Genomic DNA, 24,907 nt, shown 5'->3' with positions numbered 1-24,907 from the left:
TCTCCTCAGGCCATACCAGACAGCACGAGCAACATATCAATCGCTTTGATGCCGACAAAGGGCACCAGCAGCCCACCTAACCCATAAATCAGTAAATTACGGCGCAACAGCGATGCGGCACTCAAAGGACGATAGCTGACACCTTTAAGCGCCAGAGGGATCAGGAATACAATCACCAGGGCGTTAAAAATCACGGCCGACAGGATGGCCGATGCGGGCGAGTGCAGCTGCATCACGTTGAGCATATTTAACTGTGGATAGGTTGCCGCAAAGGCCGCCGGGATGATGGCGAAATACTTGGCAACGTCATTGGCGATACTGAAGGTGGTCAGCGAACCGCGCGTCATCAGCATCTGCTTACCAATGTGCACCACTTCCAGCAGTTTGGTGGGGTTCGAGTCCAGATCGACCATGTTGCCCGCTTCTTTCGCCGCCTGAGTACCCGAGTTCATGGCAACCGCCACGTCCGCCTGGGCCAACGCTGGCGCGTCATTGGTGCCGTCACCGGTCATCGCGACTAAGCGCCCCTCCGCCTGATACTGACGAATCAGTGCCAGCTTGGCTTCCGGCGTCGCTTCTGACAGAAAGTCATCCACTCCCGCCTCTGCCGCGATGGCGGCGGCGGTGAGCGGGTTATCACCGGTGATCATCACGGTTTTAATGCCCATCTTGCGCAGTTCCGCAAAACGTTCTTTGATGCCACCTTTAACGATATCTTTTAGCGCCACCACGCCCAGCACCTTTGCGCCTTCCGCCACCACCAGCGGTGTGCCACCGGCCCGCGCCACCTCTTCAACCCGGGCGTTCACCTCAGCCGGAAAGGCACCGTGGCTGGCTTCAATATGACGGCGCACCGCATCGACCGCACCTTTACGAATCAGGCGGTCCTGTACGTTGACGCCGCTCATACGGGTTTGAGCCGAGAAGGGAATAAAGCTGGCGCCCATGCTGCTCAGGTCACGTTCACGCAGGTTAAACTTTTGCTTCGCCAGCACCACGATGCTGCGCCCTTCCGGGGTTTCATCCGCCAGGGACGCCAGCTGCGCCGCATCCGCCAGCTGTTCTTCCGTGACGCCGGGAGCCGGTAAAAACTGCGTTGCCTGACGGTTACCCAGCGTGATGGTGCCGGTTTTATCCAGCATCAGCACATCCACGTCGCCAGCGGCTTCAACAGCGCGGCCACTGGTGGCAATGACGTTAGCGCCCAGCATCCGGCTCATCCCGGCCACGCCGATAGCGGACAGCAGACCGCCAATGGTGGTCGGGATCAGGCATACCAGCAGCGCCACCAGTACGGTGATGGTGACCGGCGTGCCGCCCCAGGCTGAAAAAGGCCACAGCGTGACGGTGGCTAACAGAAACACAATGGTGAGCGACACCAGCAGAATGGTCAGGGCAATCTCATTCGGGGTTTTACGACGCTGTGCGCCTTCAACCATGGCGATCATCCGGTCCAGGAAGGTTTCGCCTGGGTTGGCGCTGCAGGTAATGACCAGCCAGTCAGACAGAATGCGTGTCCCGCCGGTCACCGAGGCGAAATCCCCGCCCGATTCACGGATCACCGGTGCCGATTCACCGGTGATCGCGCTCTCGTCTACCGATGCGCCCCCTTCCACGACTTCACCGTCGCAGGGGATCACATCACCGGCCTCTACCAGCACGGCATCCCCTTTACGCAGCGCATCGGCCGCCACCTGCTGCCACGCTGCACCGTAGTGCGCCGCCGACAGTTTTTTGGCGAAGCTGGTCTTTTTAACGCCTTTCAGGCTGTTTGCCTGGGCTTTACTGCGCCCTTCCGCCAGGGCTTCTGCCATGTTGGCAAACAGCACGGTGAACCATAGCCACAGGGCAATCGCGCCGGTAAAGCTGGCGCTGCCGCTCTGGTGTCCGGTAAACATCATTATGGCCAGAATCGAGGTCAGGATACTGCCCAGGTAAACCACAAACATGACCGGATTGCGAAACTGCACGCGAGGATCGAGTTTTTTTACCGCATCGATCGCTGAGGTACGTAACAGCGCTGCGTCAAACACCTGTTGTTGACGACTCATGATGATTGTCCCTGAATAAGTTGCAGGTGCTCGGCGACCGGACCCAGCGCCAGAGCAGGAATAAAGGTCAGCGCGCCGACCAACAAGACGGTACCAACCAGCAGTGCGATAAACAGCGGACCGTGCGTAGGGAGCGTGCCGTTACCTACCGGCTGCACTTTTTTCACCGCCATTGCCCCCGCAATCGCCATGACCGGAATAATGATGCCGAAGCGACCTACGAACATGCACACCGCCAGCAGCAGGTTCCAGAACGGCGTATTGGCGTTCAGGCCCGCAAAGGCGCTGCCATTGTTATTGGCGGCCGACGAAACGGCATACAGGACTTCACTAAAGCCATGCGTTCCGGGGTTTGCCATACCTGCGCGTCCGGCGTCGGTCATCATCGCAATCGCCGTACCGATCAACACCAGCGCGGGCGTGACCAGAATCGCCAGGGCCGTCATTTTCATTTCCCATACGTCGATTTTCTTGCCGAGGAATTCCGGTGTGCGGCCAATCATCAACCCGGCAATAAACACCGCCAGTAAGACAAACAGCAGCATCCCGTACAGACCGGCACCCACGCCGCCAAACACCACCTCGCCCAGTTGCATCAGCAGCATCGGCACCATACCGCCCAGCGCCGTAAACGAGTCATGCATCGCGTTAACCGCACCGCAGGACGCCGCCGTCGTAATCACCGCAAACAGGCTGGAGTTGAGAATGCCGAAGCGCGTTTCTTTGCCTTCCATATTGATGGCGCTGTCAGCCCCTAGCGTCAGAAAGTGCGGGTTGCCACGTAGTTCGGCCCACATCACCAGCGCAGCAGCCACGACAAACATCAACGTCATGGACCACAGCAACATTGAGCCCTGGCGCCGATCTTTAACGCTTTCGCCAAAGGCAAAGCAGAGTGCTGCAGGAATCAGGAAGATACTAAGCATCTGTACGAAATTGCTCAGCGCGGTAGGGTTCTCAAACGGATGCGCAGAGTTGACGTTGAAAAAGCCGCCGCCGTTGGTGCCCAGCATTTTGATGGCTTCCTGAGAGGCAACCGGCCCCATTGCCAGCGTTTGCTGCGCACCTTCCAGGCTGGTGACGTTGTGATACGGCAGGAAGTTCTGGATGCTGCCCTGGCTGACAAAAAACAGTGCCATCAGCAGGCTGATCGGCAACAGGACATAGAGTGTAATGCGCGTTAAATCGCGCCAGGCGTTACCCAGGGTTGCTACCGAACGATTAGCAAAACCGCGAATCAGCGCAAACGCCACGGCGATGCCGGTGGCGGCGGAAACGAAGTTCTGCACCGTCAGCCCGACCATCTGGCTGAAGTAACTCAGGGTGCTTTCACCGGCATAAGACTGCCAGTTGGTGTTGGTGACAAAACTGATAGCGGTATTCAGCGCCAAATCCCAGCTCAGTCCGGGAAGATGTTGCGGATTGAGCGGCAACGCTCCCTGAAACATTAGGATGGCGAGCAGCACCACGAAGCCAAGCAGGTTGAACACCAAAATTGCCAGCAGGTAGTGCTGCCAGCGCATACCGCCTTCTTGTACACCCGAAAAACGCCACAGCAGGGCTTCAGCACGTGCAAAGAGGGGTTTATCGGCAACCAGCGCGGCCAGCCCACGCCCCAGCGGTTGCGCCATCACCATCAGCAACAGCAGATAAACCGCGATCAGTAAAAACGCATTGGCCGCCATCAGAAGGCCTCCGCATTTAACAGGGCATAGATCAGATAGCCCAGCAACAACACTACCAGCACAATGCCGGTTATTACGCCTGCACTCACAGCAACCTCCAGAGGATTGGATTTGCTGAGTAGCTTGCGCTGGCGCACATAAAGAAAGGGTTAAAATGCGGGTCGGGGATGTAAAAAATGTATAAAAACGACCCGCAATATCAGGCGGCGTCCAGCAACCAGATTCGGCGCAGATCGACGTTGTCCCAACGGCCGTTATCTTCGGCACACACAATGCTGTCAGTACAAAAACTGTCGCCCAGATCCAGCACCTCGGGTTTGATTTCCCGCTGCGCGTGCAGTGACCAGAAGACATGCACCGTAGGTCGCTGTAATGACTTATCGCCGCCCTTCACCACCAGCGCAATGCGTCCAGACGCCAGGCGAACCAGGGAACCGACGGGATACATCCCTATCGTACTGACGAAAGCGTGCAGTAAGGTACTGTCGAAATGCCCCGGCCAGCTCAACATCATTTGCAGGGTTTTGGCTGGGGTCCAGCCTTTACGGTAAGGCCGCGTTGAGGTCAGCGCATCGTAAACGTCACAAATCGTCGCCATGCGAGAATACACGCTGATCTCATGGCCTTTCAGGCCATAGGGATAGCCGCTACCGTCATATTTTTCATGGTGATGCAGCGCGATATCCACAAGATCATCGCCTGCCTGTGCATCCATCAGCATTTGCGCACCGGCAATCGGATGTTCACACATGATCTTAAACTCTTCGTCGTTGAGCGTGTCCGGTTTGTTGAGGATAGCGAGTGGTACGGCTGCCTTACCCAGGTCGTGCAGTAATCCGCCCATCCCCACCCGCTGAAGCTGCTGAGCATCCAGCCCCAGTTTTTTTCCAAAGGCGATCATGAGCCCACAGACCGCCATGGAATGCAGGTAGGTGTAATTGTCATGATCCTTTAGCTGCGCAACGCGTAACAGCGCAGAGGGCTCACGCTCAATAGAGCCCGCAATCTGATCGACAATGGCAATCATGTCATTGAGATTCAGACCATGGCCCAGGCGTGCCTCGCTGAACATGGCCAGCACTTTTGGCTTTCCCTGTTCAAAGATATGCTGCGCCTGCTCCATTTCCTGAGAAAAAGGCGCACGCAGGCCTGAATCGACCTTTTTCGGCACAGATGGCGTCACTGAAATCGATTTCTCCATATCGATCCATAAACGCTGTATGCCCTCATGACGAAACATCGAAACCTGACGTTGATCGGTGATCAACATCTGATTACGAATGCGTTTGTCTTTAAACCACCAGACTTCAAGCTTGTGGACGAACATACCCGGTTTTAGTTCGTCAATGGTGATGAGTTTAATCACAATCTCCCTCCAGAGTATCAGCGGGTGATATCGTGATATCGGCAGGCACTCGGTTTTGTGCAGGTCATTTTGTGCGAACTGTGGCACAGCACAAATTTTAGCCGCTGAAGGGAGATTTTTCCTGTTAACCGGTAAAAAAAGAGCGTGGTCAGGCTGTCTCAGTGAGCAATTTTGCCATCATCACCACATCGTGAAATTTGCCTTCACGCAGTGACGCCTGGCGGCGGATGCCTTCGCGTTCAAAACCCAGTCGCTCATACAGCGCCAGCGCCCGGTGATTATCGTGAAACACCTCCAGCTCCATACGGGTGATGCCCAGCCAGTTGCGCGCATAATCCATGGCGTTACGAATCAAATGCTCTCCGATTCCCCGACCAGAGAAGGCGGGATCGACGCCAATACCGAAACTGATGCAGTGGCGGGTACGCGGATTATGATTGGTAAACAGTGTGAGTTCGCCCACCATTTTCCCCTCAACTTCGGCGATAAAATTGATAAAGCCTTCCGCATCCATCTTTGCAAACTTCTTTTCCCAGGTCGCGACGCTGGAGAAAGGCAACTGAAGCGTCCAGGGATAAACCGCCGGATGACCGTAAAGACGTTGGTATGCCGCAGCATCGCCAGGCTCGCGGCCGCGCAGAGTGATATCCATATTTAATCCTTTTTAATCGGGCGTACACATGCACTAAGCTGTAACTCTTCCCGAACGGAAAGAGTAACTCTATGTTGTATCGTCGTTTCGAACGTTTTATCAATATTTTTCAGGATGCGCCAACCGATATGCCGCCTTCACGGGTCTGGCCATTTTACTTTTACTATCTGCGTCAGGTGTGGCCGAGCTTTGCCGCACTACTGGTGGTGGGATTAATTGGCGCACTGATTGAGGTTGCACTGTTCAGTTATCTGAGCCGCATTATCGATTTGGTGAATCACGCTACGCCAGCAACGTTGTTCAGGGATAACTGGCAAACGTTGTTATGGATGGGCTGTGTTGCGCTAATACTGCGCCCGGTGTTTATTGCACTGCACGATATGCTGGTCCATCAGAGCATTAACCCCGGCATGACCAGTATGATCCGCTGGCAGCACCATAATTATGTCCTGCGGCAGAGCATGAACTTTTTTCAGAACGACTTCGCCGGGCGGATTGCGCAACGTATTTTGCAAACCGGTAATTCGCTGCGCGACTCGGCAGTACAGTTGGTGGATGCGATCTGGCATGTGCTGATCTATGCCGCAACGGCGATGGTCCTGTTTGCAGAAGCCGACTGGCGTTTGATGATTCCGCTGATAATCTGGATTGTGGCCTACGTTGCCGCGCTGCGCTTTTTCGTCCCCCGGGTAAAAGCCCGTTCGGTGGTGTCATCGGAGGCCCGTTCGAAGCTGATGGGCACCATTGTTGACGGCTATACCAACATCGCCACCATCAAGCTTTTCGCGCACAGCGATCTTGAACGTCAGTATGCTCGCGAAGCGATTCAGGAGCAGACGGATAAGACGCAGCAGGCTAACCGGATGGTGACCAGCATGGACCTCACCTTATCAACGCTGAACGGGATCCTGATTGTCTCAACGTCAGGACTGGCGCTGTGGCTGTGGAGCGAGTCGCTGATCAGCGTTGGCGCCATTGCCCTGGCAACCGGCCTGGTGATCCGCCTGGTCAACATGTCCGGCTGGGTGATGTGGGTGGTAAACGGGATTTTTGAAAACATCGGTATGGTGCAGGACGGGCTGAATACCATTTCACAACCGCTTAGCGTGCAGGATTCCTCAAAGGCAACACAGCTAAAGGTGACGCAGGGCGAGATTCGTTTCGACGCTATCCGTTTTGACTATGGCGGCGGCCGTCAGGTCATTGATGGCCTGAACCTGACCATCAAACCCGGTGAAAAAATTGGCCTGATTGGGCCTTCCGGTGCGGGTAAATCCACCCTGGTGAACCTGCTGCTGCGCCTGTACGACCTCAACGGCGGTCGTATCCTGATTGACGGTCAGAATATTGCTGAAGTGACGCAGGAGAGCCTGCGCAGCCAGATCGGGATGATCACCCAGGATACCTCGCTGCTGCATCGCTCTATTCGCGAAAACCTGCTGTACGGGCGACCAGATGCCAGCGAAGAAGAACTCCAGTTAGCCATTCATCGCGCCCGCGCCGATGAGTTTATCCCCTTGCTGTCGGATTCTCAGGGCCGGTTTGGTCTGGATGCACATGTGGGCGAACGCGGCGTAAAACTGTCAGGCGGGCAGCGCCAGCGCGTAGCTATCGCCCGTGTCCTGTTGAAAGATGCGCCGATCCTGATTATGGATGAAGCGACGTCCGCGCTCGATTCCGAAGTGGAAGCCGCGATTCAGGAAAGCCTGGAATCCCTGATGCAGGGCAAAACGGTGATTGCCATCGCCCACCGCCTGTCCACCATTGCCAAAATGGATCGTCTGGTGGTGCTGGAAAAAGGCCAGATTGTGGAAATCGGTAGTCACTCTGAGCTACTGGCTCAAAATGGCCTGTATGCCCGTCTGTGGCAGCATCAGACGGGAGGATTTGTTGGCGCGGATTAATCGCCGCGTCGATATGGCAGGGCGTCACGGGCTTCTTCGGCCCAGAGATGGACGCCTTGCCGCTCCTGCTGCAGAAAGTCATCCACGGCCGCGCGCAGGCCGGGATGGCCCAGATAGTGCCAGGAGTGGGTCATCTGGGGTTCAAAACCACGTACCAGTTTGTGCTCGCCCTGCGCGCCCGCATCAAAGCGTTGCAGCCCTTCCGCAATGGCGAAATCCATCCCCTGATAAAAACAGGTTTCGAAGTGAAGCCGGTCAAATTCCGCCAGGCAGCCCCAGTAGCGGCCATACAGGCTTTGGCCGTCCTTGAGGTAAAAGGCCATCGCCGCCGGTTGTTGCTGCAGACGGGCAATGACCACGCGAATATTGTCCGGCAGCCTCTCAGCCAGCAGGCTGAAGAAGGCGCGGGTCAGATAGGGCCGCTGGCCGCGCACTGCATAAGTATTGGCGTAACAGGTATAGACAAAGTCCCACTGATCCTCGCGCAGTTGATCGCCGCGATACCAGTCAAATTCAAAACCGCTCTGCACCACCTGCTCGCGCTCTTTTCGCAGCTGTTTACGTTTACGCGACATCAGCGTATCCAGGAAATCCTGAAAGTCGCGATAGCCTCGATTGTGCCAGTGATACTGGCAGCCCAGGCGTGACAGCCAGTCAGGTTGCGCCGCCAGCAAGGCGTTCGCTTGCGGGTCGGTGAAGTTGATATGCGCACCACTCAGCCCCTGTTCAGCCAGCGCGTCCGGGAGAGCCGCAAGCAGTCGGGCGGCGGCATCCGCTGCGCCGAGTACGCGTGCCCCTGTGACCGGGCTGAAAGGAATCGCGCCCAGCCATTTCGGATAGTACGGAATCCCGGCGCGCTGACAGGCATCTGCCCAGGCGTGATCGAAAACGTATTCACCCTGAGAATGAAACTTTTGATAACCGGGAAGCGCGGCGCGAAGCACACCGGCCTCACGCCAGAGAAGGTGATCGGGCTGCCAGCCCCTTTCCGGCCGGACGCTGCCACTTTCTTCCAGGCTCAGCAAAAACGCGTGGCGTAAAAAAGGCTGTTGATCGGGTAACAGCGCATCCCATTCAGCGGCAGAGATATCTGAAAGCGAACTCAGGTGGAACAACGACATGCATAACTCCAGACAGCAACCGATGACACGTCAGTCAAGCAGGTTTTAGGGTTCAGGGAAAGCAGAACGGCACGGAATGCCTCATGCCAACGCGCGACCTGAAGCGTCGTTAGGTTTTGACGTTAATCCCGCCAGCTGTTCAAATGCCTGCAGACTCTGACAAAACAGCGAAGGAACGGACATGGCAAAAGCATTGGTGATCTTCCTGCACGGCGTGGGCAGTAACGGCGACGATCTGGCCCCCATTGGCGACGACTGGGCAACCCTGCTCCCGGATGTGGCCTTTGCCTCACCGGATGCGCCTTACGCCTTTGAGCATGGCGCGGGCTATCAGTGGTTTAGCCTGGCCGGGATTACGCCGGAAAATCGCCCGGGTCGGGTGCGTGAAGCCCGCGAGGCCTTTGACCGCGTTATCCGTCATCTGATGGCGCAGCACGGAATGGCAGATCGCTGGGAAAACGTCATTCTGGTGGGCTTTTCGCAGGGCTCAATTATGGCGCTGGATCTGCTGGCTTCCGGGCGTTATCCGCTCGCGGGCGTGGTGGCGTTTTCCGGACGCCTGGCCTTTGACGGCCCGCTGACGCCAGCACCTCACACGCCAGCCCTGATAATTCATGGCCGTGCTGATACGGTCATCCCGGCCAGTGAAAGCGAGTCGGCGGCCACTCGCCTGAAGGCGGCTGGCGTCCTGGTCGAAGCGGTATTTGAGCCGCAGACCGGTCACTCGATTTCGGGTCAGGGCGCGATGCACGCCGCCGGGTTTATTGCTCAGTGCTTGCAGGACTAAACCGCAGACATGCCGGTTTGGCCCTCAGGCTAGCCCAACAGGTTAATGAGCGCGAAACCGGCAAAACTCATCAGTAACGAGCCAATGACATGCACCAGCGCACTGCTCATCGCCCACAGGTATTTGCCGGTCTGCAATAAGGTCATTAACTCTGCTGTAAACGTGGAAAACGTGGTGAGCCCGCCGCATAAGCCCGTAATGATGAGTAACCGCCAGGCGGGATCGAGTGAGGGATTTTTGATAAACCAGGCCATTGCACCGCCAATCACGAATCCGCCAATCAAATTCACCAGCAAAGTCCCCGGTGGCAGATTGGGGAAAAACGCATTAAAGCGCATACCGAACCACCAACGCAGTACACAGCCCACACTGCCGCCCAAAATCACAGCCAATAGCGGTTTTAACATCACAGACTCCATTTCAGGATTTGCGCAGAAGAGGGTGGAGGGCCAGAAAAAATGCATGCACCTGACACTCCAGCTCCCGCGAAAGGATTAAGGATAATGTCAGGCGTCATCAGCCGCAGGTTTCGCCTGCAGGCGGTTGGGAAAGGTGGAACGCCATCACCTTATGCGCGCCATAATACGACGCCTTTTTCTGACTGGCAACCACAGTTGAGCGGGGAAATCAGCAATGCCAACCGACGCCGCCTGGACAGATGACCCCGCTCAGGCTGCCGCAAAGCAGACGGTTTTGGGCCACACAATTCAGGTTTCCTCTTGAGCCGTTTTCCGCTTAAATGGTGACCTGCCAGCGGCCTTAAAGGGCCGTTTAATGCCCTTCACGCATAGCGAAGGGATGAGCCTGTTCTGGAGCGGCCTGTGCGAACTGTCATTTTAGATACTGATATCGGCGTAGACGATGCCTTTGCTCTGGCTTATGCCGCCCGCACCCAACATTTGCTGGGCATTACTACGGTGTTTGGCAACGTTGCGGTGGGGCAGGCCGTGAAAAATGCCCGACTGTTTTGCCACAAAATGGCGATTGAGGTACCGGTATACCGGGGCTGTTCACGTCCATTGGCCCAGGCGCCGAGCGCGCCTGCCCGACTGCATGGCGAAGATGGTTTAGGGGACGCGTTTGATAATCCCTTCAGCGATGAGGCACCCGGTGCCGTTCAGTTTATTATCGACAGCGTGCGGGCCAGTCCGGGTGAAATCACGCTTGTCGCGATAGGTCCGCTGACCAATATCGCCAGCGCAATCAATCAGGCGCCGGATATTATTCCGCTGGTGAAAGAGCTGGTCATGATGGGTGGCGCATTTGGCACGGATGGGCACAGCGGGAATGTCACGCCCTTCAGCGAATTTAATATCTGGAAAGATCCTCACGCCGCCGATCAGGTTCTCTCTTCCACCTTGCCGATCGTGGTGATCCCGCTCGATGTCACGCATAACGTCTTGATCCACAGCGATGAGGTCGATCGACTTCATCAACCCGTCCTGCATGCGATCTGCCGCCCCTATCTGGCATACAGCCTTGAGAAGGAAGGCTTTTCTGGTATGGCGCTGCATGACACGCTGACGATATCCTGGCTGTGTTTGCCTGACGCGTTCACGCTGGTGGAAAGCCCGCTTCGTGTCATTACGGAAGGCATTGCCTGCGGCCAGACGGTGCGTCAGTTGAGTGCCATGGCGTCCCGGCATGATCCCTTCCGCAATCTGCCTCGACAGCGCATCGCACTGGGGGTTGATGCGGAGGCCGTGCGGAAACACTTTTTTCAGTTACTTAGCCGATAAGCCTGGCGGCGAGACGGCTCCTGTCATCCACCGTTAGCGATCAAAATCGATAACGCCTTTAATCAACTCACGATTGTTGATAACCGCTTCCTCAAAATGCTCTGCCAGCGTAGAGAAGGCGAAACGGCGGTTCAGCATCATGTCTGCTCGCAGTTTCCCGGCGGCCATGAGTTCATGCACCCGGTCAAAATCTTCGCGCGTAGCGTTCCGGCTGCCCATCAACGTACTCTCTTTTTTGTGAAATTCACTGTCAGGGATGACCAGATCGCCTTTGTGCAGGCCTACATAAACCACCGTACCGCCATGCCGAATCAGGTTAACCGCCGCGTTCATGGCCGCCGGGTTGCCCGTGGCATCGATCAGGGTTAACGCCAGCTGACCGTTGAATCCAGCGCGCAGCTTGGCGATGAAATCGGCGTCAGCCGGGTTAAGCGCGGGAAGACCCAGCTGTTGACTGACGTGCTGGCGGCGGTATTCACTGGTGTCCGCCACGATGACCTGCGCGCCATTGGCCGCCGCGATGGCCGCCGCCCCCAGCCCAATAGGGCCAGCGCCCACCACCAGCACGGCATCGCCCTGTGCCACTGCCGCACGCCTTACCGCATGGGCGCTAATCGCAAAGGGTTCAATCAGCGCCGCCGCCTCAGGTGCCAGCGCGTCCACGGCCAACAGGTTTGACGCAGGCACGCTCAGATAGTCACAAAAGCCGCCATCCTGATGTACGCCAATAACTGAGATATGTTCACAACAGTTGGTTTTACCGCTTTGGCAGGCATCGCACTGATAACAGGAGAGATAGGGGATCAGCGCCACGCGCTGGCCAACGGCAAACCCCTCCACGGCGCTGCCTGTATCAACAATGTCTGCGCAGAGTTCATGCCCGAGTACCCGTGGATAGCTAAAAAAAGGTTGGTTTCCCGCCCAGGCATGGATATCCGTGCCGCAGATGCCCGCGCTGACAATTTTAATCAGCACCTCCCCTGGCGCGGGTTGAGGCGTTGCGCGCGTGGTCCAGACCATATTGCGTGGTTCGGCGATGACTAATGCTTTCATTGTTGTCATGGTAAGACTCCCGTTATCGTTAGCGCAGTTATGGCTAATCTTGCCGCGACAAGGCATTTCCTTTGCGCGTTCTGTGAAGCGTGACGGTTTTTTTGGGCCTTCAATGGTTTTTAATGCATAAAAAACCGGAGCCGCTCATGAGCCGTAGTCAGAATTTACGTCATAACGTGATCAACCATATGCTGGAAAGCATTGCCCAGGGTCATATTCAGTCGCCCCTGCCGCCACAGGCCGCCCTGGCTGAAATGTTTAATATCAGCCGCACCACGGTGCGGCATGCTCTGCGCTATCTGCACCAACGCGGCGTGCTGGAGAACGTAAAAGAGAGCTGGGTCATCGTGCGCGAGCCTGAAGAGCAAGACAGCCTCAGCGCCGTCACGCCAGCCATTGAGCAGCAGGCCAGCCAGGTGGAAAAACGCTTTTTTGATATGATTAATCAGCGACTGCTGCAGCCCGGTGACACGTTCAGCGAACTGCAACTGGCAAAACAGGCCAACGTCAGCCCGGTAGCGGTACGGGAATTCCTGCTGCATTTTATGCGTTATAACCTGCTGGAACCGGTTAAACGCGGCCACTGGCAGATGAAAAAGTTTTCACAGGAGTACGCCGAAAAGTTATTTGAGCTGCGCGAGATGCTGGAAACTCATGCGCTTACCCGCTTTCTAAATTTGCCCAGAGAGGATGAACGCTGGATCCAGGCCAGAGATCTACTGGATCGCCACCGATCGATGCGCGAAACGATCGCCAGCAACTATCGCCATTTTGCTGCCCTCGATAAAGAGCTGCACTGGCTGATCCTGTCTGCCGCCAACAACCCCTTTTTTAATCAGTCGCTGGAGATTATTTCAGTGATTTTTCATTCGCATTATCAGTGGGATGAAAGCGATCTTAAGCAGCGCAACATCGTCGCGCTGGAAGAGCATATGGCGATTCTGTCCGCCCTGATTGGCCGCCGGGATGTGGATGCGCTGTGCGCATTGCATAACCACCTGGCTACCGCCAAGCGCTCTATGGTACGGAGCATTAATCAGTACAATTAAAACCCGATTAAAAACCACAAAGCATTAGCTCCCGCACGATTTTGAAACAACTTTACAACATATCCTGTTCATTCCCCCTACTCTCAGCGCAACGCCCCGACGGCCTTGTACCGCCGGGCGACCGTAATACTCACAATAATGATGAATCGCCTGCCCGGGGAGATTGCCATGGAACACAGATCGGTTGTTGATCACGCGAACCCGTCCGACACTTCGCCCGATGAGGCGTTTGTGCCGTGGCGCAGTGATATCGTGCGCTCGCCGCGCATTCGTAAAGTCCAGATTACCGCCATGCTGCTGCTGCTGTTTGCTGCCGTCATTAACTACCTGGATCGCAGTTCGCTGTCTGTGGCCAACATGACCATTCGTGATGAAATGGGGCTGAGCGCCACCGAGATCGGCGTGCTGTTGTCTGCGTTTTCGCTGGCCTATGGGCTGGCGCAGTTGCCCGCCGGTGCGCTGCTGGACCGTAAAGGACCGCGCATTATGCTGGGCCTGGGAATGTTTATCTGGTCCCTGTTCCAGGCCGCGTCCGGACTGGTGCATAACTTTACGCAGTTTGTCCTGGTGCGTATTGGGCTCGGCATTGGTGAAGCCCCCATGAATCCCTGCGGGGTCAAGGTCATCAACGACTGGTTTAACATTAAAGATCGCGGTATGCCGATGGGGATGTTTAACGCCGCCTCGATGATTGGCTTATCCATCGCGCCGCCGATCCTGGCGGCCATGATGCTGGTTCTGGGCTGGCGCGGCATGTTTGTCACCATCGGGATTCTGGGTGTGTTTCTTGCCATCGGCTGGTACCTGGTTTACCGCGATCGCGATAACAAACAGCTAAGCGCTGAAGAGATCCACTACCTGCAGGCAGGCAGCGTCGCATCGCGTAAAGAGCCGATCAGCTTTCAAGAATGGCGCGGGCTGTTTAAACAACGCACCATGTGGGGCATGATGATTGGCTTCAGCGGCATCAACTATACCGCCTGGCTGTATATCGCCTGGCTGCCGGGCTATCTGCAATCCACCTATCATCTCGACCTGAAAAGCACGGGATTACTGGCGGCCATTCCCTTCCTGTTCGGTGCCGCAGGCATGCTGTTAAATGGCTATGTGGTTGATGCGCTGGTCAGACGCGGCTGGGATGCGGTAAAAACCCGTAAAGTCTGCATTGTCAGCGGTATGATTCTGTCTGCCGGGTTTACCGCTATCGTGACGCGCGCGACCGACACCACCAGCGCCGTGACGCTGATTGGGATGGCGCTGTTTTGCATCCACTTTGCCGGTACTTCCTGTTGGGGTTTGATTCATGCCAACGTCACCGCGCGTATGACGGCGTCCGTGGGCAGCATTCAAAACTTCGCCAGCTTTATCTTTGCCTCGTTTGCGCCGGTCGTGACCGGATGGGTGCTGGATACCACCAAATCATTCAGCCTGGCGCTGATGATTTGCGCCTGCGTCACCCTGGTTGGCGCCCTGGCGTACCTGCTGCTGGTGCGCAAACCCATCACGGACGGCGCCTGATATCCCCGATTCAGGTCAGCGGGTGGAGGGTCACGCCATGGCGCGCACCATAACGCTGAATGCCCGCAATCGCTTTATCAATACTGAGCGGCGGCGGCGCAGGCAGTAGCGGGGCGCGCTCCCGGAGCGCCGAATCGAACCGGGAAAAGGTGGCAAAATCGTGGGGGAAGCGCGTTTCATCTACCCCGACTAATGCGCCCTCTTCCCTGGCGAAGGCTAACAGCTGTTTCCAGCGATCGACGTCCGCCAGGCCAATGCTGTCGGTGCCGTGCGAATACAGCATCATATCGATATGGTTGAAAGGCGGCTGCTTTTCAAGAAAGCGCTGCAGCGCATCAGCCGACGGCACGGATGGAAACATCAGCCAGAACGGAATCGCGTGCTGCTGCATGCTGCACCAGGGATCCATAAGTAAAAAGCTGTCTACCGTCAGCCGGGCAGGCAATATGCCCGCCGCCAGATACCAGTCGCGATAAATTTCAGCGACCACGAAACTCAGCGCTTCGGGATGGTCGTAGCGAATCTCCATCAGCCGCCAGCGCTGGGCTTCTGCCAGCTTTTTCAGTGGCGAAATCAGGTAGCCATCCAGCCCCCATTCGGCTTCAGGGACGTGGTCGGTGATAGCAGGCGCTTCCCAACGCGCCCGATCCACGCCTGCCCGCGCCAGATATTCCGCCACTCTCGGCCCGCCCTGCAAATACTCCTTTTCGGTTGCGCCGCCGGGGGCGCCAAACTGAAAGAAAGAGCGGTCACTGGTGCGCGTTACCGGCCACTGTCGCGTACAGTGATTAATGAACAGTGTTGATCCCGCCGGTAATCCTCCCAGCAGAAACTCATTGAAGGCCAGCGGCATGTCGCGCAGCTTCAGGCGGAAATAGTGCATTTTTTCCAGCAGGAGGCGATCCTGACTCGGATCCTGCATGTGGTGCACGGCAAGCTTAGGCCAGGTCGCCAGCAACGCTGCTGCCACGGCCTTGCCGTTTTCAAATTCGGACTGGGCGTCATCCGGATCGCTCTGCTGTACCCGCACCGGGCACAAAAACGTTTGCGGTAGCCACGGCGTTCCCATCGCCGCGGCCAGATGCACCATGGCACCGTTAGTGGCACCGACAAACGCAGCCGGATAATCGCGCTGCGGATAGGTACTGACCATCCATTCGGCGATGCCTTCGACGTCCAGTTCACTGGCCTGTTTGTGACTGATGCCCTCGGCCAGGCCACTGACCGCATAGCCCCACTCACGCAGCCGGGTCGGTAACCGATCAAGCGAAGGCAGTAAGCGGTCTAACATGGGCGACTGGCCTGGACTGGCAAAAGGCCGATCGTGCAGCGCATTCGCTAAGGCCAGCAGCATCGTGGCGGCTGAATCAAACCGGGCAATGCCCTTGGGAGGTTTACTCATGCTGGCTCTCCTGCTGAATACGCGCCAAAAAAGGTCGGATGGCGTGGCAGAAACTCCACGGATAGACATAGTGCAGCCGGTGCGTGCCGCCGCGCAGGGTGATTTTTTCACTGTGCGGCAGCAGCCCCGCCAGCTCATCCAGCCAGCGCGCCGGGCAAACCGGATCGCGCGAGCCTCTCAGCAAGAGGGTTGGCGCGGTGAGATAGGTCAGGTGGTGTTCGATAGGATCGTTCAGCATGGCGCGCAGGGTGCCAAAGGCTCGCGGCAAACCGGCTTTCGCCCAATCAATTCGGGCCAGCGAGTCGGGCGATCGATGCGCTTCCATTCGGCTGTTACGCCAGCCTCGCCATATCTGACGAACCACGCTGCGCGCGTGGCGATCGGCGGTGGGCCCCTGTAATACCAGGCCTGCCACCGCTTCGGGGTATTTATCCGCCAGAGCCGCCAGCACCTGGCAGCCAAAAGCGCTCCCAACCCAGATCGCCCGCTGAAAACCGTTATGCTGTAACCATTGCCACAGGATATCGGCCAGCGCTTTCACCGAAAGAACCGGTGCGGATGCGGGCAACGCACTACCGCCAAAGCCTGGCAGGTCGGGCACCAGAACGTGATAATCCCGTCCCAGCGCCAGTGCCAGTGATTCCATCGACCGCCCCGACATTACCAGGCCGTGAATCAGCACCACGGGCAACCCCTGAGGTTCCTCAGGCGTGACGCGGGTAAACATGCGCCAGTCACCGATCTGTTGATAATAACCCGCCAATCCCGCGTGATGACTGCGTGGTGAAACCGGCGGCGTTTGCTTCATTTGCTGCCAGCGTTTCGTGCCCCACATGACCGCCGCGACACCTAAGCCGATCCCGGCGGCAAGCGCCATGCCCTGCCGCTTTCTACACTGGATGGTACGCCTCATCAGCTGCTCCTGTTCCTGGGTATCCATTGAGTGTAGGACGGGAATGGCAGAGGCAGGCGGTTAATGCATTGGGTCAGGCAATGGTATGGCGCAGGCGGCCGATTTTTTCGATCTCAACCTCAACCACATCGCCACTGAACATGAACAGCGGCGGCGTGCGTTTTTTACCCACGCCACCCGGTGAACCCGTGATAATCACATCGCCTGGCGACAGCGGGCTAAAGGCGGAAACGTATTCAATAATGTTGGCTACCGGATGCACCATGCTGCCGGTGGTATCGTTTTGTACTTCCTGACCGTTCAGCACCGTTTTAATGGTCAACTGCTGCGGATCAGGGATCTCGTCGGCGGTAGTCATCCAGGGCCCGAAGCCTCCGGTTTGCGGCCAGTTTTTCCCTGCGGTAAACCAGGTAAACTGCATGTCGCGCACCGTCGCATCCATAAAGCAGCTGTATCCTGCCACCGCGCTCAGCGCCTCTTCCGCCTTAACCTGATGCGCAGGCTGGCCGATGATCACCGCCAGTTCCCCCTCGTAATCAAACTCCTGGGTGGTGGTGGGTTTTTGCAACGGTTGCTCATGGCCGACCAGGGAGTCAGCAAAGCGTACAAATAACGTGGGGGCATCCAGCGTGGCGGCGAATTCCTGGCGTTTATCGGCATAGTTCATGCCCACGCAAAACACTTTACCAGGCTGCTCGATGACGGGCAGAAACTGCACAGTTGACCAAACATGATCGGCGGGCATCGCCTCAAAAGCAGTCAGGTCGGCCAGTGACGAGCGCGTCAGGAAGGTTTTTAAATCCGGGCAGGCTTTTCCCAGGCGCATACCGACATCCACTACGCCTTGAGCCTTAACGATACCAAAGCTTTTCTTCCCCTGTTCAGGAAGGTAAAAACTGCATAGCTGCATGACCGCCTCATGATGATTACGGGTTATAACCGCATGTTTTACAAGAAATTGGCGCGCAGAGTAGCAAAAATAGCGATGAAAATCGTACCTCGTTTGGCACATCGGATGTCCAGATGTATCACGTTGTGTCAACAGGAGGATGTCAGGAAGGTCACGCAGATAAGGTTGTCGTTATGACAGGGGACAATCAAAAGGGGGGCGAGATAACGAGGTGATAATCACCGGTCAATCCCTGACCGCGACTATCGAGGGTATTCGGTGGGCGCTTAGTTCAGCGCGCCTGGCGGTACGTGTTTAAAGGTTTCGACATAAGCGTGGAACACGTACTTAAAAAAACGTTTCATACATCATCCGGTTAAAAATTTGTTGAATATCTACAGCAAAAGTATAGCGCCTGCTGTTTAAAGCATCAATAAATTTTGAACCAGATCACAAAATTCACTTTTAACTGCGTTACTGAAACAGGGCCAGGTGCTCTGCAAGAATGGTTGACCCAATAGCAATCAGGACGAGGCCGCCCAGCACTTCAGCCCATTTGCCCAACACCGGTCCGATAAAACGCCCAATCAGCACGCCGGTGGTGGCCATTACGGTGGTTGCAGCACCGATAGTCAGGGCCGTGGTCACGATATTGACCTGCAGGAACGCCAGTCCAACCCCGACGGCCAGGGCATCAAGACTGGTTGCGACCGCCGTGGTGGCCAGTACCATGAAGCCGTGACTCTGCGGTGCTTCACAAGGCTCTGTGGCTGTTTTGCGGAAGCCTTCCATCATCATACGCGCGCCAAGAAAGGCCAGCAGGAAAAAGGCAATCCAGTGATCCCATGCCGCTACGTACTGGCTGGCTGCCAGGCCCAGCGCCCAACCGATAAGCGGCGTCAGGGCTTCGATACAACCGAAAATCAGACCGGTCCGCACGGCTTCCTTCAGGCCAGGACGATGCAAGGTTGCACCTTTGCCCAGTGCGGCGGCAAACGCGTCCATTGACATTCCAAAAGCAAGAATAAGCGTGGCAATAAAGGTCATGATTCGTTCACTTGGGATGAAAAAGCACGGCTTCATGCTAAATCCATCACACAATTTGCTCGGTTATTTAAAAAGTGCGCGCAGTCTATCACGCGATAATCGATATAAAAAGACAATAAAATCAGGGATTTAAGTATAGCAAAGGCTATAACTCATAACAGTCGCTATGAATGCCGCTAAGTTAATGTCATTTAAGCCTTTTCTCGACAGCTTTCCTCCGGGAATGACAGGTAGCGGCAGAGCATGATTGAACCTCTGCACGGAATACCGGAAAATGTCCGGCTGATAAACAGAGAACACTGCTCATGAATAACCCTTTCGAGTCCTTAATCCTTCCCGGTGGCATTTTACTGCTGGGCTTTCTGTCTGCCCTGCTGCTACCCGCACCGGCTTTTAGCCTGACGGTGGCGCAGCATTTGCAGCAGCTGTTTCATTTACAGGATCTGAGCCAGCTGTACACCCTGGTGTTCTGCCTGTGGTTCCTGGTGCTGGGCGCGCTGGAGTTTTTTGTTATCCGCTTTGTCTGGCGTCGCTGGTTCAAGGTGTGACAACGCTGTCCTGCAAAAGCGGCCTGGATACAGGGCTGCCGGGCGGTTGGCCCTGGCCGGTTTTCTGTTCTGAAGAAAATCTTAAAATTGCGCTGTCACGCGTATTTCCTGAGGCGTCGCAACCGTGCTGGCATCCTGCATGGGGTCACTCCTGAGGTCACAAAAATGTAACATTTGTTTTACACAAATGGGCCAGATACACCAACGATTAAAAATTCACCTCAAAGAATAAAATTAAATAAACGCCATTTTTCATAAGTTTAAATTATTCCTTCCCTTGGGTGACATTTTCACCCTGCACCATAAAGAGGCAATCTCGCAACATCCATTTTAACTTAACTCACTGAGTTAAAAGAAAAATCCCCCTTATACCCAGCCAGGCATTATGATTATTTCTTATGCTGAATCATTTCTGCATTTAAAAAATAAACAAATGTTTAAATCCGATACGAGAATGTTATATTTGGGCAACAAAGCATAACGTTGAGTTAACTCGTTATCGTCGCTTTAACCCATACCTGAGTCTTAACCCGGAAATAGCGCAACGCGCTCATCAGAAGCGTGACTATTTCGCCTGCAACGCTGTTGAGCTTCAGGTCAACAGAAGAGGAGATGTCGCCTCATGTGCAAATCAGCTGTAAATCTTGCGCTCATGATGAGTGTTAGCGGAAAGGACACCACCAGGGCGCAGGAGCGTAAAGACGTTGATGTACTGCTTATTGGCGCAGGCGTCATGAGTGCTACGTTAGGAACCTGGCTTCAGGATCTGGAACCTGACTGGTCCATCGAAATGGTGGAGCGGCTGGGACACGTAGCGGAAGAGTCTTCAAATGGCTGGAACAACGCGGGTACAGGCCATGCGGCGCTGGCCGAGTTGAACTATACGCCTCAGCGAGCCGATGGCAGTATCGATATCGCCAAAGCCGTTGCGATTAACGAGTCATTCCAAATTTCTCGCCAGTTCTGGGCTTATCACGTTCAGAAAGGCAACCTGCATACGCCGAAAAGCTTTATTCACAGTACTCCGCACATGAGCTTTGTCTGGGGCGATGATAATGTCGCGTTCCTGCGCAAGCGCTTTACTGCCTTACAGAAAAGCACGCTGTTCCGCGGCATGGCTTACTCTGAAGATCCGCAACAAATCGCACAGTGGATTCCGCTGGTCATGAAAGGCCGTGCGTCGAATCAGAAAGTGGCAGCAACCTGGACAGACATGGGCACCGACGTCGATTTCGGTGAAGTGACGCGCCAGCTGATTGCTTCACTGGAGCAAAAAGCCAACTTCCGTTTACGGATGCATCAGGAAGTGCGCGAGATTACCCGCCTTAATGATGGCCGCTGGCAGGTGACGCTCGTCTGCATGAAAGAGGGTACACGCCGCACGTTGACGGCTGGAAAGATCTTTATTGGCGCGGGCGGTGCGGCGCTGCCGCTGCTGCAGAAAGCCGGCATTCCGGAAGCCAACGGCTATGCGGGCTTCCCGGTTGGCGGTTCCTTTCTGGTCACCGAGAATCCAGACGTCGTGAAACAGCACATGGCGAAAGTCTATGGCAAAGCCAGCGTGGGCGCGCCACCGATGTCCGTGCCCCATGTCGATACGCGTGTGCTGAACGGCAAGCAGGTGCTGCTGTTTGGTCCCTTTGCGACCTTCTCGACCAAATTCCTGAAGCAGGGCTCGCTGCTGGATATGTTCGCCTCACTCAACAGCACCAACGTAATGCCCATGATCAAGGTCGGACTGAAAAGCTTTGATCTGGTGAAATACCTGATGGATCAGGTGCTGCAAAGTGACCGCGATCGTATGGATGCACTGCGTGCTTATGTGCCACAGGCAAAACAGGAAGACTGGCGCCTGGTGACGGCCGGGCAGCGCGTGCAAATCATCAAGAAAGATGAGAAAGAAGGCGCAGTGCTGCGTTTAGGCACGGAAGTGGTGTCGTCCGAAGACGGCTCTGTCTCTGCGTTGCTGGGTGCCTCGCCAGGTGCCTCGACCGCCGCGCCGATTATGCTGGAGCTGCTGCATAAGGTCTATCCGGAGCAGATGGCGTCGCCGGAGTGGCAAAATAAAATCCGTGCCGTGGTACCGTCCTGGGGCCGTAAGCTGAATGGCGATGTGGCGCTGACTGAAAAAGTACTGGCAGAAACCAGCCGCATCCTGCAGCTCAAATACACGCCGGTTACGCCAGTGGCTGCCAACGATGAAGGCCGTGAAACCGCCTATGTCATAGGCAAATAACCCACGGCAGCTCGCAAAACATCATCGCTACGGGCGCATTCGTGGCGATGATGTGTCGGAAATCCAGAACGAAACGTCGCTCTTGACGACCGCGTCAGGCCCACCGGACTAGAGAAGCCTGAAGGCATCGACCAGCATCCAGATCGTGGTCGCCACCAGCGACAGCGCCATCAGGCTGTTAAACAGCTGGCGTTTCCAGTTGATTTGCAGGTGACCGCGCAGGCGGTCACCCAGTGCAGCCCATAATAAAATGCACGGCAGATTGAGCAACATAAAAGCCCCCATCACGGTCAGCACGCCACTGCTGGCGCTGTAGAGCAGTGCCACGTTGCTGGCCATTAACCAAGCTTTTGGATTGATAGCCTGAAAACAGGCCCCACCCACCAGGGTCATGGGCTGCGGCTTTGCACGCGCTTCGGGTGCATTCGCCCGAAATATTTTCCATGACAGCCATAACAAATAACCACATCCCACCAGCGTCAGCGGCAGACGCACAGATGCCATCCAGTGCAGCAGGACTTCCAGCGCCAGCCCCGCAATGGCGGTTTGTAGCGCACAGCCAATCAAAATGCCAAACACCATCGGTAACGTCCGGCGCATACCAAAGTTAACACCGGAAGTGGCGAGCAACAGATTATTTGGCCCCGGCGTAATCGACATCACGGTGACATAACTAAAGAAGGAAGGATCGAGCATAGTGGCGTTCCTGATGAAAGAGAGAACACCATGCTACGATCAGAAAAGCTATGGTAACAGAGACAAGAAATCGCTATTTTGATGGGTACAATCAAAACTGATTCCAACTGTACCTGTTACCTGCGGAGGCAATTGTGTCCCCTGAAACTCAGTCCGAGCACAGGCTTTATCAGCAACTGGCCGACAGCTTTGCCGAGGCCATTCACAAGGGCACGCTAAAACCGGGCAAGCGCTTACCCGCCATCCGGCGCGTTGCTCAGTCACATCAGGTCAGCGTGAACACCGTGCTGAATGCCTGGCAGCTGCTGGAGAATCGCGGTCTGATTGAGGCGCGCCCGCAATCGGGCTACTACGTGCGCGGCGTGCTGCCGGTGGTGACGCGAGATGCCCAGCACTCTGCCCGGGTGGTTCGCGATCCAGGCAACGAGAAGCTGGACTTGATTGATAAGGTTTTCGCCGCACAAAATCATCCGGATTACACCAATATTTCGCTGGCCTGTCCGCAGGACAGTGACCTGTTTCCGTCAGCCAGACTGGCGCGCATTACGGCCTCTCTGCTACGTCGCGATCCACAACTTATTGGTCGCTACGCGCTTCCGCCGGGTAGTGAGCGCTTACGGGAGGAGATTGCGCGACGTGCCTTGCATAGTGGCCAGTCGCTCGCCGCCGATGAGATCACCCTTACCCATGGCTGCATGGAGGCACTTCAGCTGGCACTCAGGGCGGTGACCCGGCCGGGTGATTGTGTCGGTCTGGAATCCCCCACCTATTTCTTCCTGTTTCCCCTGCTGGCATCGCTGGGCCTGAAGGCACTGGAGATTCCTACCGATCCTCAGCGCGGCCTGTCGCTGGATGCACTTGAGATGCTGCTCCAGGAAAGGCGTATTCAGGCGCTGGTTGCCATGCCCTCTGCGCAGAACCCGCTGGGCTTTGGAATGTCGTTGCCCGACAAGAAAAGGCTCGCAAAGTTAGTGAACACTTACAACGTTCCTTTGATCGAGGACGGGCTTTACGATGAGTTGCAGTTTGACTGGCCGCTGTCTCCTACGGTTAAGTCATTCGATCAGCATGGCTGGGTGCTCTACTGCACCAGTTTCACGAAAACCGTTGCGCCCGATTTTCGCATCGGCTGGATTGCAGCCGGCCGCTTTCATGATGCCATTGCACGCCTTAAAGCCGTGTCATCCATGGCGGAATCGGCCCTGCTGTCTGAAACCCTGGCAGAATTTCTTGCCAACGGAGGTTACGACCACCATCTGCGCAGCCTGCGCCGTAGCTATGCCAGCAATCTGGATGAAGCGCGCGGTTTGATTGCGCAGCATTTTCCTCAGGGTACCCGGGCTACGTTACCGCGCGGCGGCTTCGTTTTTTGGGTCGAACTGCCCGGCAATGTGAATACCACAGAGATGTTTACCCGTCTGTTGAAAGAGCAGATTTGTGTCACGCCAGGTGCACTGTATTCGCTGAGCGAGCGCTATAACCATGCATTGCGCCTCTCATGCTGCTATCCGTTTGATCAGCGCTATGTTCGCGCCATCATCCGCGCGGGGGCGGTTGCCTGCGAACTCGCTGGCCTGCCACCGGGCCGGGATCAGGGCGTGCCATTACGTCCCCAAATGGTATAGCCATGCCGTTCAGTGAGGCGTTCGTAGTAGGTCCGCACGGCCGGTAAATCAGGATGGTCAAGCGGCGTTTCAAACCAGCGGTTAACGGCCAGCCCAATAGGGATGTCCGCCAGACTGAAGTTACGCCCGGCAACGTAGCGACCGGTATGTTCCAGCTGCTGATTGAGGATGCCCATGGTGTGGGACCAGCCTTTACAGGCGGCGGCCAACAGTCTTGGGTCCTGATGAGCGGGCGAATTACGCACCAGTGACATAAACGCATAGCGCCATGAGGTGTTAAGTTCCGTCGACTGCCAGTCCATCCACTGATCCACCGGCGCACGCGCACGCGGATTGTCGGGATAGAGCCAGTCGCCACCGTAGGCGGTGGCCAGATAGCGTAGAATGGCGTTGGACTCCCACATCGTCAGGTCTTCATCAATCAGCACCGGGATCATGGCGTTAGGATTAAGCGCGATAAATTCAGGAGAGTGCGTGGATTTGTACCCTTCTCCCCACTCTTCACGTTCGTAGAGCAGGTCCAGTTCGTCACACAGCCAAAGTACTTTGCGCACGTTGATTGAGGAGGCGCGTCCAAGAATTTTTAACATAGCAGGCTCCATCCAGTTGCTTAACTTATTCATAGC

The 24,907-nt window shown here is 56.0% G+C and carries 23 protein-coding genes and 1 riboswitch; of the genes, 8 read left to right on the top strand and 15 right to left on the bottom strand.

The window, feature by feature from the left end; all coding sequences use genetic code 11:
- Positions 1–5: 5 nt before the first annotated feature.
- The 5 genes from kdpB to DFO57_RS19430 form a co-directional block, all read right to left on the bottom strand.
- Complete coding sequence (gene kdpB, locus DFO57_RS19450; RefSeq protein ID WP_013027626.1) at positions 6–2,051, bottom strand: potassium-transporting ATPase subunit KdpB; 2,046 nt, start codon at positions 2,049–2,051, stop codon at positions 6–8.
- Positions 2,048–3,736: a potassium-transporting ATPase subunit KdpA gene (kdpA, locus tag DFO57_RS19445; RefSeq protein ID WP_105077638.1), complete on the bottom strand. Its 1,689-nt coding sequence runs from the start codon at positions 3,734–3,736 to the stop codon at positions 2,048–2,050. The genes kdpB and kdpA overlap by 4 nt, the downstream gene beginning before the upstream one ends.
- The gene (kdpF, locus tag DFO57_RS19440; protein WP_015699348.1) at positions 3,736–3,825 is read right to left on the bottom strand and encodes a K(+)-transporting ATPase subunit F; all 90 of its coding nucleotides are present in this window, start codon (positions 3,823–3,825) and stop codon (positions 3,736–3,738) included. Before kdpF ends, kdpA begins: the two co-directional genes overlap by 1 nt.
- A 110-nt stretch (positions 3,826–3,935) precedes the next feature.
- On the bottom strand, positions 3,936–5,102 hold the full coding sequence (locus DFO57_RS19435; protein ID WP_024472227.1) for an HD-GYP domain-containing protein: 1,167 nt from the start codon (positions 5,100–5,102) through the stop codon (positions 3,936–3,938).
- A 148-nt stretch (positions 5,103–5,250) separates the two neighbouring features.
- On the bottom strand, positions 5,251–5,754 hold the full coding sequence (locus DFO57_RS19430; protein WP_110015615.1) for a GNAT family N-acetyltransferase: 504 nt from the start codon (positions 5,752–5,754) through the stop codon (positions 5,251–5,253).
- 71 nt (positions 5,755–5,825) lie between these two features.
- Between DFO57_RS19430 and DFO57_RS19425 the strand changes: the two genes are divergently transcribed.
- Positions 5,826–7,658: an ABC transporter ATP-binding protein gene (locus tag DFO57_RS19425; protein WP_014594844.1), complete on the top strand. Its 1,833-nt coding sequence runs from the start codon at positions 5,826–5,828 to the stop codon at positions 7,656–7,658.
- On the opposite strand, the gene DFO57_RS19420 is transcribed toward DFO57_RS19425, so the two are convergent.
- Positions 7,655–8,779 carry a GNAT family N-acetyltransferase gene (locus DFO57_RS19420; protein ID WP_019106349.1) on the bottom strand — a complete coding sequence of 375 codons (1,125 nt, stop codon included), beginning with the start codon at positions 8,777–8,779 and terminating at the stop codon, positions 7,655–7,657. The genes DFO57_RS19425 and DFO57_RS19420 overlap by 4 nt on opposite strands.
- A gap of 181 nt (positions 8,780–8,960) precedes the next feature.
- On the opposite strand from DFO57_RS19420, the gene DFO57_RS19415 reads away from it, so the two are divergent.
- The gene (locus DFO57_RS19415; RefSeq protein ID WP_088900792.1) at positions 8,961–9,566 is read left to right on the top strand and encodes an alpha/beta hydrolase; all 606 of its coding nucleotides are present in this window, start codon (positions 8,961–8,963) and stop codon (positions 9,564–9,566) included.
- A gap of 29 nt (positions 9,567–9,595) precedes the next feature.
- Here DFO57_RS19415 and crcB read toward each other — a convergent pair whose 3' ends face one another.
- Positions 9,596–9,973, bottom strand: a complete 378-nt coding sequence (gene crcB, locus DFO57_RS19410; protein WP_015699341.1) for a fluoride efflux transporter CrcB — start codon at positions 9,971–9,973, stop codon at positions 9,596–9,598.
- 93 nt (positions 9,974–10,066) lie between these two features.
- Positions 10,067–10,143: riboswitch (Fluoride riboswitch) on the bottom strand.
- A 244-nt stretch (positions 10,144–10,387) separates the two neighbouring features.
- Between crcB and DFO57_RS19400 the strand changes: the two genes are divergently transcribed.
- The gene (locus tag DFO57_RS19400) at positions 10,388–11,305 is read left to right on the top strand and encodes a nucleoside hydrolase (RefSeq protein WP_110015614.1); all 918 of its coding nucleotides are present in this window, start codon (positions 10,388–10,390) and stop codon (positions 11,303–11,305) included.
- Between the two features lie 33 nt (positions 11,306–11,338).
- Here the strand turns inward: DFO57_RS19400 and DFO57_RS19395 are convergent, their stop codons facing one another.
- Positions 11,339–12,367 (bottom strand): zinc-binding alcohol dehydrogenase family protein, encoded by a 1,029-nt coding sequence (locus DFO57_RS19395; protein ID WP_110015613.1) that lies wholly within the window; start codon positions 12,365–12,367, stop codon positions 11,339–11,341.
- 137 nt (positions 12,368–12,504) lie between these two features.
- Between DFO57_RS19395 and DFO57_RS19390 the strand changes: the two genes are divergently transcribed.
- Together DFO57_RS19390 and DFO57_RS19385 are read left to right on the top strand one after the other, a co-directional pair.
- Entirely contained in the window at positions 12,505–13,407 is a 903-nt protein-coding gene (locus DFO57_RS19390; RefSeq protein WP_028715906.1) for a GntR family transcriptional regulator, read from the top strand.
- Positions 13,408–13,575: 168 nt separating this feature from the next.
- Positions 13,576–14,925, top strand: coding sequence for an MFS transporter (locus DFO57_RS19385; RefSeq protein WP_015699336.1), 1,350 nt, complete (start codon positions 13,576–13,578; stop codon positions 14,923–14,925).
- Between the two features lie 10 nt (positions 14,926–14,935).
- Here the strand turns inward: DFO57_RS19385 and DFO57_RS19380 are convergent, their stop codons facing one another.
- The 5 genes from DFO57_RS19380 to mntP form a co-directional block, all read right to left on the bottom strand.
- Positions 14,936–16,327: a hypothetical protein gene (locus DFO57_RS19380; protein ID WP_110015612.1), complete on the bottom strand. Its 1,392-nt coding sequence runs from the start codon at positions 16,325–16,327 to the stop codon at positions 14,936–14,938.
- Complete coding sequence (locus tag DFO57_RS19375; protein ID WP_015699334.1) at positions 16,320–17,240, bottom strand: alpha/beta fold hydrolase; 921 nt, start codon at positions 17,238–17,240, stop codon at positions 16,320–16,322. Before DFO57_RS19375 ends, DFO57_RS19380 begins: the two co-directional genes overlap by 8 nt.
- Before the next feature lie 73 nt (positions 17,241–17,313).
- Complete coding sequence (locus DFO57_RS19370; protein WP_014604789.1) at positions 17,314–18,150, bottom strand: fumarylacetoacetate hydrolase family protein; 837 nt, start codon at positions 18,148–18,150, stop codon at positions 17,314–17,316.
- 266 nt (positions 18,151–18,416) lie between these two features.
- On the bottom strand, positions 18,417–18,494 hold the full coding sequence (azuC, locus tag DFO57_RS23115; RefSeq protein ID WP_112900613.1) for a stress response protein AzuC: 78 nt from the start codon (positions 18,492–18,494) through the stop codon (positions 18,417–18,419).
- Between the two features lie 109 nt (positions 18,495–18,603).
- Positions 18,604–19,176, bottom strand: a complete 573-nt coding sequence (gene mntP / locus DFO57_RS19365) for a manganese efflux pump MntP (protein ID WP_024472222.1) — start codon at positions 19,174–19,176, stop codon at positions 18,604–18,606.
- A gap of 305 nt (positions 19,177–19,481) precedes the next feature.
- Here mntP and DFO57_RS19360 point away from each other — a divergent pair, with 305 nt between their 5' ends.
- Entirely contained in the window at positions 19,482–19,724 is a 243-nt protein-coding gene (locus DFO57_RS19360; RefSeq protein ID WP_013027643.1) for a DUF1158 family protein, read from the top strand.
- A 622-nt stretch (positions 19,725–20,346) separates the two neighbouring features.
- On the top strand, positions 20,347–21,960 hold the full coding sequence (mqo, locus tag DFO57_RS19355) for a malate dehydrogenase (quinone) (protein ID WP_014594855.1): 1,614 nt from the start codon (positions 20,347–20,349) through the stop codon (positions 21,958–21,960).
- A gap of 108 nt (positions 21,961–22,068) precedes the next feature.
- On the opposite strand, the gene DFO57_RS19350 is transcribed toward mqo, so the two are convergent.
- Positions 22,069–22,656, bottom strand: coding sequence for a LysE family translocator (locus DFO57_RS19350; protein WP_013027645.1), 588 nt, complete (start codon positions 22,654–22,656; stop codon positions 22,069–22,071).
- A 134-nt stretch (positions 22,657–22,790) separates the two neighbouring features.
- On the opposite strand from DFO57_RS19350, the gene DFO57_RS19345 reads away from it, so the two are divergent.
- A complete protein-coding gene (locus DFO57_RS19345; RefSeq protein WP_110015611.1) occupies positions 22,791–24,281 on the top strand; it encodes a PLP-dependent aminotransferase family protein in 1,491 nt (496 codons plus the stop codon).
- On the opposite strand, the gene DFO57_RS19340 is transcribed toward DFO57_RS19345, so the two are convergent.
- Positions 24,248–24,871 (bottom strand): glutathione S-transferase family protein, encoded by a 624-nt coding sequence (locus tag DFO57_RS19340; protein ID WP_014604785.1) that lies wholly within the window; start codon positions 24,869–24,871, stop codon positions 24,248–24,250. The two genes, DFO57_RS19345 and DFO57_RS19340, sit on opposite strands and share 34 nt — an antisense overlap.
- Between the last annotated feature and the right edge of the window lie 36 nt (positions 24,872–24,907).

Source organism: Pantoea sp. AG702, assembly GCF_003182295.1.
Lineage (GTDB): Bacteria > Pseudomonadota > Gammaproteobacteria > Enterobacterales > Enterobacteriaceae > Pantoea > Pantoea ananatis.
The sequence above is the reverse complement of the archived record's forward strand: the minus strand, read 5'-3'. Positions and strand labels throughout refer to the sequence as shown.

Excerpts from the sequence above, each read along its gene's own strand:
- kdpB (WP_013027626.1), bottom strand. The coding sequence starts at position 2,051 with ATGAGTCGTCAACAACAGGTGTTTGACGCAGCGCTGTTACGTACCTCA.
- kdpA (WP_105077638.1), bottom strand. The coding sequence starts at position 3,736 with ATGGCGGCCAATGCGTTTTTACTGATCGCGGTTTATCTGCTGTTGCTG.
- DFO57_RS19430 (WP_110015615.1), bottom strand. The coding sequence starts at position 5,754 with ATGGATATCACTCTGCGCGGCCGCGAGCCTGGCGATGCTGCGGCATAC.
- DFO57_RS19425 (WP_014594844.1), top strand. The coding sequence starts at position 5,826 with ATGTTGTATCGTCGTTTCGAACGTTTTATCAATATTTTTCAGGATGCG.
- DFO57_RS19420 (WP_019106349.1), bottom strand. The coding sequence starts at position 8,779 with ATGTCGTTGTTCCACCTGAGTTCGCTTTCAGATATCTCTGCCGCTGAA.
- DFO57_RS19415 (WP_088900792.1), top strand. The coding sequence starts at position 8,961 with ATGGCAAAAGCATTGGTGATCTTCCTGCACGGCGTGGGCAGTAACGGC.
- crcB (WP_015699341.1), bottom strand. The coding sequence starts at position 9,973 with ATGTTAAAACCGCTATTGGCTGTGATTTTGGGCGGCAGTGTGGGCTGT.
- DFO57_RS19395 (WP_110015613.1), bottom strand. The coding sequence starts at position 12,367 with ATGACAACAATGAAAGCATTAGTCATCGCCGAACCACGCAATATGGTC.
- DFO57_RS19390 (WP_028715906.1), top strand. The coding sequence starts at position 12,505 with ATGAGCCGTAGTCAGAATTTACGTCATAACGTGATCAACCATATGCTG.
- DFO57_RS19385 (WP_015699336.1), top strand. The coding sequence starts at position 13,576 with ATGGAACACAGATCGGTTGTTGATCACGCGAACCCGTCCGACACTTCG.
- DFO57_RS19380 (WP_110015612.1), bottom strand. The coding sequence starts at position 16,327 with ATGAGTAAACCTCCCAAGGGCATTGCCCGGTTTGATTCAGCCGCCACG.
- DFO57_RS19375 (WP_015699334.1), bottom strand. The coding sequence starts at position 17,240 with ATGAGGCGTACCATCCAGTGTAGAAAGCGGCAGGGCATGGCGCTTGCC.
- DFO57_RS19370 (WP_014604789.1), bottom strand. The coding sequence starts at position 18,150 with ATGCAGCTATGCAGTTTTTACCTTCCTGAACAGGGGAAGAAAAGCTTT.
- azuC (WP_112900613.1), bottom strand. The coding sequence starts at position 18,494 with ATGAAACGTTTTTTTAAGTACGTGTTCCACGCTTATGTCGAAACCTTT.
- mntP (WP_024472222.1), bottom strand. The coding sequence starts at position 19,176 with ATGACCTTTATTGCCACGCTTATTCTTGCTTTTGGAATGTCAATGGAC.
- DFO57_RS19360 (WP_013027643.1), top strand. The coding sequence starts at position 19,482 with ATGAATAACCCTTTCGAGTCCTTAATCCTTCCCGGTGGCATTTTACTG.
- mqo (WP_014594855.1), top strand. The coding sequence starts at position 20,347 with ATGTGCAAATCAGCTGTAAATCTTGCGCTCATGATGAGTGTTAGCGGA.
- DFO57_RS19350 (WP_013027645.1), bottom strand. The coding sequence starts at position 22,656 with ATGCTCGATCCTTCCTTCTTTAGTTATGTCACCGTGATGTCGATTACG.
- DFO57_RS19340 (WP_014604785.1), bottom strand. The coding sequence starts at position 24,871 with ATGTTAAAAATTCTTGGACGCGCCTCCTCAATCAACGTGCGCAAAGTA.